This window comes from Sphingorhabdus sp. (assembly GCF_040079335.1).
In the GTDB taxonomy this organism is placed as follows: Bacteria; Pseudomonadota; Alphaproteobacteria; order Sphingomonadales; family Sphingomonadaceae; genus Sphingorhabdus_B.
In genome coordinates this window covers 119,984-132,940 of the sequence record NZ_JBEBKL010000002.1, presented here as the reverse complement: position 1 = coordinate 132,940, position 12,957 = coordinate 119,984, and the positions used below count along the sequence as shown (strand labels likewise).

General features: G+C 59.4%; 17 protein-coding genes and 1 tRNA gene. 7 read left to right on the top strand and 11 right to left on the bottom strand.

Annotated features, from left to right (window positions below; genetic code table 11):
* Positions 1-98: 98 nt before the first annotated feature.
* Positions 99-1,118: a MarR family winged helix-turn-helix transcriptional regulator gene (locus ABL922_RS01350; RefSeq protein ID WP_349022406.1), complete on the top strand. Its 1,020-nt coding sequence runs from the start codon at positions 99-101 to the stop codon at positions 1,116-1,118.
* A gap of 47 nt (positions 1,119-1,165) precedes the next feature.
* Positions 1,166-1,241 (top strand) — tRNA-Val (locus ABL922_RS01345).
* Here ABL922_RS01345 and ABL922_RS01340 read toward each other — a convergent pair.
* Positions 1,212-1,523: a hypothetical protein gene (locus ABL922_RS01340; RefSeq protein ID WP_349022405.1), complete on the bottom strand. Its 312-nt coding sequence runs from the start codon at positions 1,521-1,523 to the stop codon at positions 1,212-1,214. The two genes, ABL922_RS01345 and ABL922_RS01340, sit on opposite strands and share 30 nt — an antisense overlap.
* Before the next feature lie 50 nt (positions 1,524-1,573).
* Positions 1,574-2,191: a TlpA disulfide reductase family protein gene (locus tag ABL922_RS01335; protein ID WP_349022404.1), complete on the bottom strand. Its 618-nt coding sequence runs from the start codon at positions 2,189-2,191 to the stop codon at positions 1,574-1,576.
* On the opposite strand from ABL922_RS01335, the gene argH reads away from it, so the two are divergent.
* The 5 genes from argH to proC are packed head-to-tail and all read left to right on the top strand — an operon-like array spanning position 2,190 to position 6,736.
* Positions 2,190-3,560 carry an argininosuccinate lyase gene (argH, locus tag ABL922_RS01330; RefSeq protein ID WP_349022403.1) on the top strand — a complete coding sequence of 457 codons (1,371 nt, stop codon included), beginning with the start codon at positions 2,190-2,192 and terminating at the stop codon, positions 3,558-3,560. The two genes, ABL922_RS01335 and argH, sit on opposite strands and share 2 nt — an antisense overlap.
* On the top strand, positions 3,557-3,868 hold the full coding sequence (locus ABL922_RS01325; protein ID WP_349022402.1) for a hypothetical protein: 312 nt from the start codon (positions 3,557-3,559) through the stop codon (positions 3,866-3,868). Before argH ends, ABL922_RS01325 begins: the two co-directional genes overlap by 4 nt.
* 10 nt (positions 3,869-3,878) lie before the next feature.
* Complete coding sequence (gene lysA, locus ABL922_RS01320) at positions 3,879-5,147, top strand: diaminopimelate decarboxylase (RefSeq protein WP_349022401.1); 1,269 nt, start codon at positions 3,879-3,881, stop codon at positions 5,145-5,147.
* A 7-nt stretch (positions 5,148-5,154) separates the two neighbouring features.
* Positions 5,155-5,928, top strand: a complete 774-nt coding sequence (locus tag ABL922_RS01315; protein WP_349022400.1) for a siroheme synthase — start codon at positions 5,155-5,157, stop codon at positions 5,926-5,928.
* 4 nt (positions 5,929-5,932) lie between these two features.
* Positions 5,933-6,736, top strand: coding sequence for a pyrroline-5-carboxylate reductase (proC, locus tag ABL922_RS01310; RefSeq protein ID WP_349022399.1), 804 nt, complete (start codon positions 5,933-5,935; stop codon positions 6,734-6,736).
* A 62-nt stretch (positions 6,737-6,798) separates the two neighbouring features.
* Here the strand turns inward: proC and ABL922_RS01305 are convergent, their stop codons facing one another.
* The 9 genes from ABL922_RS01305 to ABL922_RS01265 form a co-directional block, all read right to left on the bottom strand.
* A complete protein-coding gene (locus tag ABL922_RS01305; RefSeq protein ID WP_349022398.1) occupies positions 6,799-7,518 on the bottom strand; it encodes a cell wall hydrolase in 720 nt (239 codons plus the stop codon).
* A gap of 170 nt (positions 7,519-7,688) precedes the next feature.
* Positions 7,689-8,006 carry a DUF1491 family protein gene (locus ABL922_RS01300; RefSeq protein ID WP_349022397.1) on the bottom strand — a complete coding sequence of 106 codons (318 nt, stop codon included), beginning with the start codon at positions 8,004-8,006 and terminating at the stop codon, positions 7,689-7,691.
* Between the two features lie 48 nt (positions 8,007-8,054).
* Complete coding sequence (locus tag ABL922_RS01295) at positions 8,055-8,525, bottom strand: PTS sugar transporter subunit IIA (RefSeq protein WP_349022396.1); 471 nt, start codon at positions 8,523-8,525, stop codon at positions 8,055-8,057.
* 87 nt (positions 8,526-8,612) lie between these two features.
* Complete coding sequence (gene raiA, locus ABL922_RS01290; protein WP_349022395.1) at positions 8,613-9,188, bottom strand: ribosome-associated translation inhibitor RaiA; 576 nt, start codon at positions 9,186-9,188, stop codon at positions 8,613-8,615.
* Positions 9,189-9,229: 41 nt separating this feature from the next.
* Positions 9,230-9,952 carry a DNA polymerase III subunit epsilon gene (gene dnaQ, locus ABL922_RS01285; protein WP_349022394.1) on the bottom strand — a complete coding sequence of 241 codons (723 nt, stop codon included), beginning with the start codon at positions 9,950-9,952 and terminating at the stop codon, positions 9,230-9,232.
* A gap of 19 nt (positions 9,953-9,971) precedes the next feature.
* Positions 9,972-10,595, bottom strand: coding sequence for a dephospho-CoA kinase (coaE, locus tag ABL922_RS01280; RefSeq protein ID WP_349022393.1), 624 nt, complete (start codon positions 10,593-10,595; stop codon positions 9,972-9,974).
* Positions 10,592-11,401 (bottom strand): shikimate dehydrogenase, encoded by an 810-nt coding sequence (locus ABL922_RS01275; protein WP_349022392.1) that lies wholly within the window; start codon positions 11,399-11,401, stop codon positions 10,592-10,594. Before ABL922_RS01275 ends, coaE begins: the two co-directional genes overlap by 4 nt.
* Entirely contained in the window at positions 11,398-11,997 is a 600-nt protein-coding gene (locus ABL922_RS01270; protein WP_349022391.1) for a nucleoside triphosphate pyrophosphatase, read from the bottom strand. The genes ABL922_RS01275 and ABL922_RS01270 overlap by 4 nt, the downstream gene beginning before the upstream one ends.
* A complete protein-coding gene (locus ABL922_RS01265) occupies positions 11,994-12,842 on the bottom strand; it encodes a pyruvate, water dikinase regulatory protein (protein ID WP_349022431.1) in 849 nt (282 codons plus the stop codon). Before ABL922_RS01265 ends, ABL922_RS01270 begins: the two co-directional genes overlap by 4 nt.
* Positions 12,843-12,957 lie beyond the last annotated feature (115 nt).

Genomic DNA, 12,957 nt, shown 5'->3' with positions numbered 1-12,957 from the left:
AGGTGTCGAGCCCGGCGCAACAAAGGCCGACGGTTCGCATGCTGCCTGCTTAGCTGCACTGCGCGATGAGGCAAAGCGGGTTTTGGGCCGGATTTGGGATGGACAATCTGCTCCATATTGGAGAAATGTGGTTCCGGGTGGTGGTACACAAGGGTCGGCGCAAATCCGGTCCCGACTTGATGGACCATCTGATGACCGATTTTGACTATAGCGAGCCTAAGCTGGCCGCTGCGATATTGTGCTATTCACCTGAACGCTCTGACCAACTGCATAAGTTGGCGCAGCAATGTGGCTGCCAGATCCGTCCATTGGGAGAATCGGTCGACTTTCTGTTGATCGACCTTTGCTCCGATTCCGATGTAGCAACAGCGGATTGGGCAGAGATTCATCGCTATCTCTACGGCAATGCAACCGAAGTTCTGGTCTGGGCTCCACTTGAAGGGGTGGAAGCCGCGTTTGCCGAGCTACCGCCGGAGCGATGCCATTTCTTTGTTGATGCAGCCGATTGGCAAGCTGTCCCGATATTGTCGGGCGCTATGCGTTCGGTAAAGGCTAAGCGGTTCGGTGACAGCGCCCGCGATGCAGGACAGGGGGAGCTGGGCGCGCTCCACCGCATCAGCAGCGAGCTCGCCGATTTCGCCCGCACCCTTGCGCACATTGCCGAACAGGACAGACAGCCGGGTTCGACCGTGCACGACAAGCCCGTCGGCTTTCGCCACGCCGCCCCGGATACATTCCGGCCGCTCCAGCCGACTTCCGGACGCAATGCACCGTTCAACGCCCGCCATATCCGCGAGATTATCAAACTGCGCCGGATGCGCGACCGGATGCTGGGCGAAGATCTGTTCGCCGATCCGGGCTGGGACATTTTGCTCGATCTTTTTGCAGCGCAAGAGGAGGGGCAGCAGGTTTCGGTATCCAGCCTGTGCATCGCCGCCGCTGTGCCGCCGACAACCGCGCTGCGCTGGATCACAAATATGACCGAGGCGGGCTATCTGGTGCGACGGCAAGACCCGCATGATGCCCGCCGCGTCTATATCGAATTGTCCGAAGCGATGGCTGGCAAGCTGAAAGACTATTTTGAGGCCATTGCTGATCGCGTCGCCGTGCCGATATGACTTGCCTTGGCGGCAGAGCTTTGGCAAAGGCGGCGCTGGTCCTGCTGGGGCGCTTAGCTCAGTTGGTAGAGCATCTCGTTTACACCGAGAGGGTCAGCGGTTCGAGCCCGTTAGCGCCCACCAGGACCGGACCATGAGCTTGCCGTTCATCTTACAGCAAGCTTCGGAGACGCATTTAATGCCGATGAGAGGGTTCAGCTTCAAAACTGCATTTGGCGGCGCCTTGCTTGCCTCGGTGCTTTTGTGCAGCCCGGCCCATGCGACGCTCAGTGCCTCGCCCTTCACTGCAAAAAAGGCTCCGGCCACAATTTTCCTGAAGAACAAAAGCCAGCGCGATACTGCGAACGACACGCGCCAGCAAAATTGCAAGCCTGCGATCCGTTCGATGACCGAGGGGCAGCTCAATCGAAATTGCAATTGCCCGAAACCGCGCCCGATCTTGATGTAAACGCCGTTTAGGCGGCTTCGTCGAGCAGTTTCGCTATCTCGGCATCATCCCATTCGACCCCGCCGACAATGCGCCAGACTTCTTTGCCCTGACTGTCATAAAGAATCGTGGTCGGCAGCGCGATGGTGCCGCCAACCGAGGATGAAAGCGCATTTTCCGGATCGGTAAAGGGCTCGAGATTGACGATTCGTGCCGAATCGAAAAAGGCACGCACTGGTTTGCGCCCCTGCAGATCCTGCGACACCGCGATCACTATGATCTCGCCTTCCTCCAGTTGCGCCAGCGCATCAAGCGTCGGCATCTCCGCCTTGCACGGCGCGCACCATGTCGCCCACAGATTGACCAGCAACGGGCGACCTGCATAATCGCTAAGCGCGACGTCTCGCCCGTCGGCGCCGGTAAAGCTGGTGTCTGGAGCAGCACGCCCGGCAAAGCGATAGCTCAACTCGGCCTTCAACCCGCTCTTGCTTTCCGGCCCGAAGCCCTCTTTTGCTGTCTCGTGGCCTTTGGCGGGTTCCGCTTGCCCCGATGGCGCAGTTTCCCTATCGCAAGCCGCCAGAAACAGCGGCCCGGCAAAGAGAAGGAACAGGATCATTACCCGCGGCACATCAGACTCCAGCAGCATGTGGGGCGGCCGGTTCGGCGCAGGCCCCGCAGACGTGATGCGCGAGATAAACGCCTCCATCCCCGTCGACAAGCGACTTTGGCAGCAGGATATTGCCGGCAGCAAGGCGCATGCCACGATGCTGGGAGCGCAGGGCATAATTTTCGCCGACGATGTCGCAGCGATTCTCGAAGGGCTCGAGACGATTGAACGCGAATATGCAGAGCAAGGCGTGCCCGAACATATCGAACTCGAAGACATCCACATGCAGGTCGAGAGCCGCCTGCGCGAACTGATTGGCGATGCCGCAGGCAGACTGCATACCGCGCGTTCGCGCAACGATCAGGTCGCGACCGATTTCCGCCTCTGGGTGCGCGGTGCCTGTGCCGAAGTCGACAAAGCGCTGGCCGGATTTCAAGCGGCGCTAGTCGAGCGCGCGGGCGAGCATGCTGAAAGCATCATGCCCGGCTTCACTCATTTGCAAGTCGCGCAGCCGGTGACGCTTGGCCACCATTTGATGGCCTATTATGAAATGGCGAAGCGCGACCGCAGCCGTTTTGCCGATTGCGCGCGGCGGCTGAACCAGTCACCCTTGGGTGCTGCGGCGCTCGCGGGCACTTCCTTCCCGATTGACCGCCACGCAACCGCGCGCGCGCTCGATTTCGACGCACCAACCGCCAACAGCATGGACGGTGTATCCGACCGTGACTTTGCCATCGAATATCTGGCGTGTGCAGCGCAGGCGGCAATCCACCTGTCGCGGATGGCAGAAGAAATGATCCTTTGGGCCTCGCAACCTTTCGGCTTCGTCAAGCTGCCCGATGCCTGGTCGACCGGCAGTTCGATCATGCCACAAAAGCGCAACCCCGATGCCGCCGAGCTGGTTCGCGGCCATGCAGGGCGCATCATCGGTGCCTTCACCAGCCTTATGGTAACAATGAAGGGCCTGCCGCTGACCTATTCAAAGGACATGCAGAACGACAAGGCGCCTTTGTTCGAGGCGCACGACCTGCTCGACCTTTGCCTTGCCGCGATGACCGGGATGGTCTCCAGCGTCAGCTTCGACACAAGGCGGATGCGCGCCGTTGCCGCAACCGGATTTTCAACCGCCACCGATCTGGCCGACTGGCTGGTGCGCGAGCATGGCATCCCCTTTCGCGAGGCACATCATATCACCGGCAGCGCGGTCAAGCTGTGCGAAGCGCGCGGTGGCGAGCTCGAATTGCTGACCGCAGACGATCTAGCAGGGATCGATTCCCGCCTCGCCGGAACTGCCCTGCCGGACCTTTCGGTCGAAGGCTCGGTCGCCAGCCGCACCAGCACTGGCGGCACCGCGCCACTTCGGGTAAAAGAGGCAGTTGCGGCAGCGCGAAAGGAACTGGGAATATGACTCCGATGCGCAAAATAGCTGGAACAGCGCTGGTTGTGCTGACGCTTTCCGCTTGCGGTAAAGTCGGAGATTTGCAGCCCAAGGTGGGACAGGCGATGCCCGACAAGGCCTATGGCCAAAGCGAAGTTCCCGGCGCCGAAGAGCTCTCTACCCCTTCGGTCCAGACCCGCCCGGGGCGCAGCGATGAATTGATGCGACGTTCGGAACGCCGCCGCGACGATCCTTTTGACCTTGCGCCCGGCGCAGAAGCGGATAATGGCGACGCGCCTGCGGAATCCACCGCGGAAGACCCGAAGAAGCCCGGCTGACCCCTTTCTTATGGACCATTTCCAGATCATCGATGGCGTGATGCACGCCGAAGACGTCCCGCTTTCGCGCATTGCCGATGAAGTGGGATCGCCCGTCTATGTCTATTCGCAGGCAACGCTGGTGCGCCACGCACAGGTGTTTCGCGAAGCGCTGACCAAGGCAGGTATCGAAAACCCGCATATCGCCTTTGCAATCAAGGCCAATCCCAATCTTGCCGTGCTCAAGGTGCTGGCAGGTGAAGGCTATGGCGCAGACGTTGTCTCGGCAGGCGAAATGAATCGCGCGCTGGCGGCAGGCGTTCCGGCAAAGGATATCGTCTTTTCGGGCGTCGGCAAAAGCGCTGAGGAAATGGTCGCTGCGCTGAAGGCAGGAATTGGCCAGTTCAACATCGAATCCGAAGAAGAAGGTCGCGAACTGGCGGCGATTGCCGAGACTCTGGGCCGTCGCGCCGATGCCGTGCTGCGGATCAACCCCGATGTCGACGCGCAGACCAATGCCAAGATTTCAACCGGTAAGGCAGAAAACAAGTTCGGACTGGGCCTGCATCAGGCGCAGGGCATTTATGCGCGACTGGCGGGATTGCCCGGGCTCAACATGCGCGGCGTTGCGCTGCATATTGGCAGCCAGCTGCTCAACCTCGAGCCGCTCGAAACTGCCTTTGGCAAGATCGGCAAGCTGATCGCCGATTTGCGCAATTCCGGGCACAGCATCACCCATGTTGATTTGGGTGGCGGCCTTGGCGTGCGCTACAAGGACGGCGATGTTCCCCCGCACCCGGATGAATATGGCGAAATGGTCGCGCGGGCGACCAAGGGCTGGAATGTCCAATTGATGTTCGAGCCGGGCCGCGTGATCTGCGGCAATGCAGGCGTGCTGGTGACCAAGGTTATCCGCGTCAAGCCGGGATCGGGCAACGTGCCCTTTGTTATCGTCGACGCTGCAATGAACGACCTTGCCCGTCCAGCCCTATACGATGCCTGGCATGATTTCGAAGCGGTCGAGCCTAGCGGTAATCGCTTCACCGCCAATATTGTCGGCCCGGTTTGCGAGACCGGCGATACCTTTGCGATGGCGCGCGAGATCGATGTCGTTCAGGCAGGCGACCTTGCGCTATTCCGCACCTGTGGTGCTTATGGCGCAACGATGGCGAGCACCTACAACAGCCGCGGACTGGTGCCCGAGGTGCTGGTAAGCGGCAATCGTTATGCCGTGGTCGCCGAACGCATTGTCCCCGCGACGATCCTCGACGCCGAACATGTTCCCGACTGGCTGGCCTGATTAAGCCATGAACCAGTTGCCGCTCTTCGTCACGATCCGCGGCAAGCCGGTCATCCTGCTGGGTGAAGGCGATGCAGCGGATGCCAAGAGGCGCCTGATCGAGCGAGCGGGCGGACTCTGTGTCGATGAAAAAAACACCGATGCACGCCTCGCCTTTGTTGCCATCGAAGATCGAAACATCGCCGCCGATACTGCTTCGCGGCTGAAGGCGCGCGGCCTGCTGGTCAATGTCGTCGATCAACCCGACCTGTGCGATTTCACCACGCCTGCCATAATCGACCGTGATCCGCTGCTCGTTGCGATCGGCACCGGAGGGGCCTCGGCAGGATTGGCGAAGATGGTTCGGCAGGCGATCGAGCGAATCCTGCCCGCCAGACTCGGCGAACTGGCGCTGCGCTTGCAATCGGCACGCGATGCTGTCCGTGCGCGCTGGCCCGATGGCGCCGACCGGCGGCGACAGATTGACACCGCACTTGCGCCGGGCGGAGCGCTCGACCCGCTATATCCGGATAGCGCCGATAAGGTTGACGAATGGCTGGATAAGGGCGGCGCCATCCCCGCTTCGGGTGTTGTGGCGATCGACCTCCATTCGTCAGATCCCGAAGACCTGACCCTGCGCACTGCGCGACTGCTTGGTCAGGCCGACCATATCTATATCGACGGCCCCATAGGCGACGAACTGGTCAATCGCGCGCGCGCCGACGCGGTGCGGCATGTCGGTGCACCCGGCAGCGAACTGCCATCAGGCCTTGTCATCCACCTGCGGCTGCGCCACGAATAGGCCGATGATGGAAATTTCGCGCGATAATCCCCTGCTGTTCTTCGGCTGTGGCAATATGGGCGGGGCGATGCTCGAGGGCTGGATAGCGGGCGGCGCCGATCCTGCTTCATTCATCGTAGTCGACCCGATGGCGCAGTCGCTTCCAAAGGGGGTGGCGCATTTTACCGACGCTTCGCAGGTTGGCAGAAAGGTCGGCGTTGCTCTGGCAGCTGTCAAACCGCAGATTTTTGCTGATATTTCCAGCCAGCTTGAATCGGTGCTGACGGAAGACGCGCAGGTGTTTTCGGTCATGGCAGGAGTTCGTATCAAGACTTTGCAATCAGCTCTGCCCGGTCGAGCGATCGTCCGACTGATGCCCAATCTCGCCGCCGCTCTGGGTAAATCACCACTCGGTTTGTTCGAATCCTCCGGCGAAGCGGCGCTGCGGGCCGAGATCGAAACTCTGCTCAGCCCTTTGGGCACGTCGGTGTGGATTTCAGAAGAACCGCTGATGGATGCGGTTACCGCGCTGGCAGGGTCTGGCCCCGCCTTCGTCTATCGCTTTATCGATGCGCTGGCGAAAGCCGGTGAAGCGCTCGGCCTCGATCCCGAAGTTTCAGCCACATTGGCCAAAACAATGGTCGATGGCGCAGTCGATCTGGCGGTCGGGTCCGACGCCAGCCCCGAAGAACTGGCGCGGCGCGTTACCAGCCCAGGGGGCACAACGGCGGCAGGCCTTTCGGTTCTCGATGCCGGATTGCAGCAATTGGTGACTGAAACGCTGAAAGCCGCACGCGATCGGGGCGTCGAATTGTCGAAACCCGCTTGAGGCAAAGAAAAGGGCCGCAGTCCCGGATGGAATGCGACCCTTGTGTTCTCGACTGATAGATATCAGCGATAGAAAATATGGTTGTCGATCGAACCAATGCGCTTCAGGCGCCAGCCGGGCGACACATAACGCGCGTGAAAGAAGAGCGCGCCTTCGACCGGGCTTTTCCAGCTGCCGTCAAGGGCGATGCGGGTAATCGCCACGGCGTTACGCCAGTGCAGGCTTCCGGTGTTGATCGAGGGCATTTTGCCGCCGCGCACAAAGGAGAATTGGCTTTTCTGATAGACCACGCCGCACAGCGATGTGGGGAAGCGGCCTGATTTGGCGCGCGCCATCACCACACGAGCAACGGCCAGCTGGCCCTCGAGCGATTCACCCTTGGATTCGAAATAAACCGCGCCGGCAAGGCAGCGTTCTTCGGCGTTCAGCTCATTCGGCGCGCCATGCGCGCGAACCAGTTCGGAAAGGCTGTTCGCTTTGAGAATTTCATTGTCTTCAGCGACGGGCTCATCGTCACGCACATCAGCAGTGGGTGACCCAGTCCCGGGGGTGAACATCAAATCGCTATTTTGAAGTTTGGTCACCGAAACGCTTCCGGTGGTTGCCGCGGTCAATGCGGCCTGGTCGGCGGCGAGGACAGTCGGATCGATGCTGATCGTCTGTGCCGACAATTTTTCGCCATTTGAAGCGCCGAATGCAAAACCGGCGTCCGAATAAGCAGCTCCGCCGAGTAGCGTGAGCGAAACAACCGCAGCAGGTGCGGTCTTGAGGAGGAATTTCATTATGTCAGTTCGTTGTGCGGCTGTGTCGCCAATGACGCGCGGTTGGTACTTTGCTTATATGTGCGTCAAATCTTCCACGTCCGACTTGCGTGTTTGCCTTGTTCCACCCCAGAACGTGCAGGCAACCTTCGCTATCACTGCGCGCGCATCTATTGTGCGGCGCAACAATGTCAATTCATCGATGCCAATATGTCGGTGAACCGTTCTGCAGACGGGACGTCCAGTTCCAAAACCCAGATATCGGGGTCGCGCACCACTCGACGAGCAATAAAAATGGAAATTTTCTCTTCTATATCAATATCTTCTATGGTTACTCGCGTCCAGGCGGCAGGTCCATCCAGACTAGGAAACCGCTCAAAAAGGGCTGGATTCTGTCCTTTTTCGCGCCGCAACAGCAGGATCGCTCCAGCCGTCCGGTCACCCTTGCGCAGCACGGCCGCAAAGCCGCCATGCGCCTCTGCCTGCCGGATCAATCCGGAAACCAACATGTGCGAAGCGAGCCTAGGCTCGATCATCGAAGCGCCTTAGCGGTGCCGTCAGGCGGCATCGCGCTCCTCAATCGGGCTGAGCAGGGCGAACAGCGCGCCTGCATCCTTGGCCCCGCGCAACTGGGCACAACTGGCTTCATCACGGAACATGCGCGAAACCTCTGCCAGCGCCTTCAGATGCGCGGCGCCGTCATTCACCGGCGAGAAGAGAGCAAAGGCCAGATCGACGGGTTCGTCATCCACGGCGCCATAATCGACCGGTTTGACCAGACGCACAAAAACACCGGCAGGAGCATCAAGGCCATCGACCTTGCAATGCGGAATCGCGGTGCCGCCGCCAAAGCCGGTGGGGCCAAGCCGTTCGCGCTCATGCAGCCCTTCCTGAACCATAGAGGCATCGACGCCGTAATTTTCGGCGGCCAACCTCGAAACAGTGTCGAGCAAGCAGTTTTTATCGGCGCATTCGATGTCAGCGAGTACCGCGCCATCGACCAGCCGGGTCGTTATACGAATCATCATAATACCCCATTGCACCGGCGAACCTGCACCGAAGCAATATTCAAATCATTGATCCCTAAAGTGAATATACTTTGACTTAGAACGATTTCAGGGCGTGGATTTCGGTTCAACCCACCCGATCGTGCCGTCTTCGCGGCGGTAAACCATATTATGTCGTCCAGTGCCAGCGTTTTTGAAGAGCAGCGCCGGGGTGTTGCGCAAATCCATCAGCATGACGGCATCCGAAACGCTCGATTCGGGGATGTCGACACTCATCTCGGCAACAATGACGGGGGCTTCGGGCGGCGGGGCTTCGGCCTCGACATCACCGGCATCGAACACGGTATAAGCTGCCTCTTCCTGCCGAAGCGCGTGCGCGGTCTGTTCATGCCGGTCTTGCAGGCGGCGCATATAGCGGCGCAGCTGCTTTTCGATCTTTTCGGCGGCGCCATCAAACGCCAGATGCGCATCAGATGCTTCGCTGCGCCCTTTTAGGATCAGTCCCTGCATGACATGAACGATGATATCGCAGGAAAATTTGTCATGCGGCGCGCGGCCAACCGTTGCCTGTGCGGAAAGAGCCTTGGAGAAATATTTGTCGGCAATCCCGCCCAAACGCGATTCGACATGGGTGCGCAGCGCGTCGCCGGTTTCCAACTGATGCCCCGAGACCCTTATATCCATGGTTCTGCTCCTTATTAATGCCGTTCCGAAAGGAATGGCGGTCAATCACTTGGCGAATGCGCGCGCCTTTCCTCTTCGGTCCAGAGCGCGTCCTTGATAGTTGCGACAAATGCACGGTGACGCTCCAGTTCCTCAGGAAGAGGCTGGTGCTGTCGTGGTGCATGGAAATGCCGGTCCGTACGGACCAGCGAAATGCGTGTGGTTTCGATTTCGATGCTGGCACCAGAGGCATCGGAAAATCCCAGCCCGATCTGCCGTCCACCAGTCAGTTCGATATAGAGTTGCGCCAGCAATTCGGCATCGAGCAGCGCGCCGTGCTTGGTGCGGTGGCTGCGATCAATCCCATAACGCGTGCATAAGGCGTCAAGCGAGAGCTTTGCGCCCGGATGTCGGGTGCGGGCAATCGCAATTGTGTCGATCATTCGTGCCATATCGACTGCTGGCCGGCCGCAGCGTTGCAGTTCCATGTTGAGAAAGCCGAAGTCGAAACTGGCATTGTGCGCGACCAGCGGGCTGTCGCCGAGAAATTCGAGCAGGGCATCAGCCTGGCTGGCAAAAAGCGGTTTGTCCGAGAGGAATTTGTCCGAAAGCCCATGCACCGCTTCAGCCGCCGACGGCATCGCACGTTCGGGGTTGAAATAGCAGTGGAAGGTTGCGCCGGTCATTACCCGACCGACCATTTCGATGCACCCGATCTCGACCATCCTGTCTCCGGTCAACGGGTCGAAACCGGTGGTTTCGGTATCGAAAATAATCTCTCGCATTCTGCCGATTCATATCGGCCTAATTATGCGAGTCTGCAAGGCTTGCGCGCAGTTTTTTAATCAGCGTGCGCACCTGTTCGCGCGTATCGGCAATGCTTGTGCCGGTATCGATGACAAAATCGGCGCGTTTGCGCTTTTCGGCATCGGGCATCTGCAGCGAAAGGATATGCTCGAACTTCTCAATCGTCATGCCTTCGCGGGCAAGTGCGCGGCGCCGTTGCTGTTCAGCTGGAGCCGAGACCACGAGAATCTTGTCGACCCCCTCATGCCCGCCTTTTTCGAAAAGCAGCGGAATGTCGAACAACACCATCGGAGCATCGCGATGCACTTCGAGGAAATCGACGCGCAATTTGCCGACGGCTGGGTGAATGAGGCCCTCGAGCTTTGCCAGCTTCGCCTTGTCACCCAGCACGATCGGCCCCAGTTTCAGCCGGTCGACGCCGTGCGGACCAGTGGTTCCCGGAAAGGCCGCCTCGATTGCATCGACCAGCGCCCCGCCCGGACCTTGCAGCTTGTGCACCGCGGCATCGGCATCGAAATGCGGGATATCCTCATCGACAAACATTTGCGAGACGGTCGATTTCCCCATCGCAATCGAGCCGGTAAGTCCGATGATCATCGGGCGTTTCGCGGCGTCAGTCATTTGAGCAACAACGCGCGGAGTTCGTCTTCGCAATCGGCGGGGGGCGCCTGACCGAAGAAGAGTTCGAAGGCAAAGGCCGCCTGACCGATCAGCATATCAAGCCCGTCGACCGTATCGAGCTCAAGCTCGCGCGCCTGTGCCAGCAGGCGCGTTTCAAGTGGCGTGTAAACAATGTCATATACCACCGCATTTTCCGGAAGTGGCGACAGGTCGATTTCGAGAGGTAACTGGCCAGCCATCCCCAGCGGGCTTGAATTCACCAGCAGCTCGGCGGGCGGCAAGCGGGCATCCATTTTGAGCACTTGCCCCTTCAAACCAAAATGGCTGAGCAGAGCTGCTGCTTTCAAGGGGCTGCGCGCCAATATGGTCACCGAGCCGATATCGGCCTGCGCCAGCGCGAACAGGATCGCCCGCGCCGCGCCGCCCGCGCCGATGACAATCGCGTCGCGAAATGCCCACTCATCCTCGGCTATTGGGGCGAAGAATCCTGCGGCATCGGTATTGGTCCCGATCAACTGACCCCTTTCGCCGCGAAAGACGGTGTTGATCGCACCGATCGACTGACGCACTCCACCGGGGTCGGTAACGTGATCGAGTGCGGCAATCTTGTGGGGGATTGTGATGTTGCACCCGCGCCAATCGGGATCAGCCCCGCGGGTTTCAAAATAGGCTGCAAGATCTTCGGCCAGCACATGATGTGCGTGATAGCCGCCTACAATTCCCAGCTTTTTCAACCAGAAACCGTGGATCAACGGCGATTTGCTATGTTTGATCGGATCGCCGATCACTTCGGCATAGGACGTCATGACGGCATTTCCTTCCGCTCGCGCAGATAAGCCAGCAAGGGCAAAAGCGGCAATCCCAGAATATCGAAATGATCACCCTCGATCCGCGTGAACAACTGGGCGCCTTCTGCCTCGATCTGGTAACAACCAACGCAGTGACGGATAGAGTCCCAGTTTCTGGCGACGTAAGAATCGATGAAGGCCGGACTCAAGGGCCGGACATGCATTCTGACTGTCCCGACATGGCGCCACAATGGTTCGCCCGATTGCGCAACCACGACAGCGCTGAACAGGCGGTGGCTTTTGCCCGCCATCAGGGTCAATTGGGCACGGGCAATTTCAGGGCTGCCTGGTTTATCGAACAACGGCCCTTCGTCGAGCGCCAGCATCTGGTCCGCACCGATCACCAGTGCCCCCGGATGCTTCACCGACAGCTTGACCGCCTTGGCCTCTGCAAGCGCATCGGCGATATTTCGCGGGCCCAAACCTTCCGCCTGCAGACTTTCCTTGATCGCATCTTCATCGACCATTGGTGCCATGACGTCGAACTTTAAACCAATATTTTCAAGTATTTGCTTTCGGGAACTGCTTGTTGAAGCAAGGATGATGCGGGTCAAGACTCACCCTCCACCGCCGGTGACGTTTCCTGACTGTTGCGTTCGTTGAACAGATTGATGATTGCCGCCGCACTTTCTTCGATCGAGCGGCGGGTGACATCGATCACTGGCCAGCCATTGTCGCCAAAGATGCGCCGGGCAAAGGCGATTTCTTCCTTCACCTTGTCTTCGGCGACATAGTCGGTGTCGGGCGCCTGGTTGAGCGACAACAGGCGGTTGCGCCGCACCTGCACCAGCCGGTCGGCGCTGGTGACAAGACCAACCACCATCGGATGCTTCAAAGTGTAGAGTGCGGGCGGCGGCGGCGATTCCGGCACCAGCGGAATGTTGGCGGTCTTGTAACCGCGATTGGCAAGGTAGATGCTCGTCGGCGTTTTCGAGGTGCGCGAAACGCCTGCGAGAACGATGTCGGCCTCCTCCCATTCATGGTGGTTGAGCCCGTCATCATGCGCAATGGTGTATTGTATCGCCTCCACCCGCGCAAAGTAAGCGGCGTCGAGCGCATGCTGCCGCCCCGGCCGCGCCTTGGCTTGCTGCCCCAATATCCCTGAAAGCGCGTCGGTTACGGCATCGAGTGCAGCCACGGTGGGCAAACCGAGCGCGCGGCATCGCGCCTCCAGCTTCTGCCGCATTGCGACATTGACCAAAGTGAACAGCACCAGCCCGGGATTGGCCGCCACGTCGATCAGGATGCGGTCAAGATGCGCCTCAGACCGCACCATCGGCCAGAAATGCTTGACGACATCGACCTCGTCAAACTGGGCAAGCGCGGCCTTGGCGATATTTTCCAGCGTTTCGCCGGTGGAGTCCGAAAGCAGATGTAGATGGATGCGGTTCTGCAAAATTATGTCCTTCGCGCACAGCTTTGTGGGCAGCTTGGGGATAAATCAAGGGATGAAAATCAGCCCTGAATTTATGCGCGCTACCTGTCGATTCACCTCCGGAGTCGGGCACAGCTCA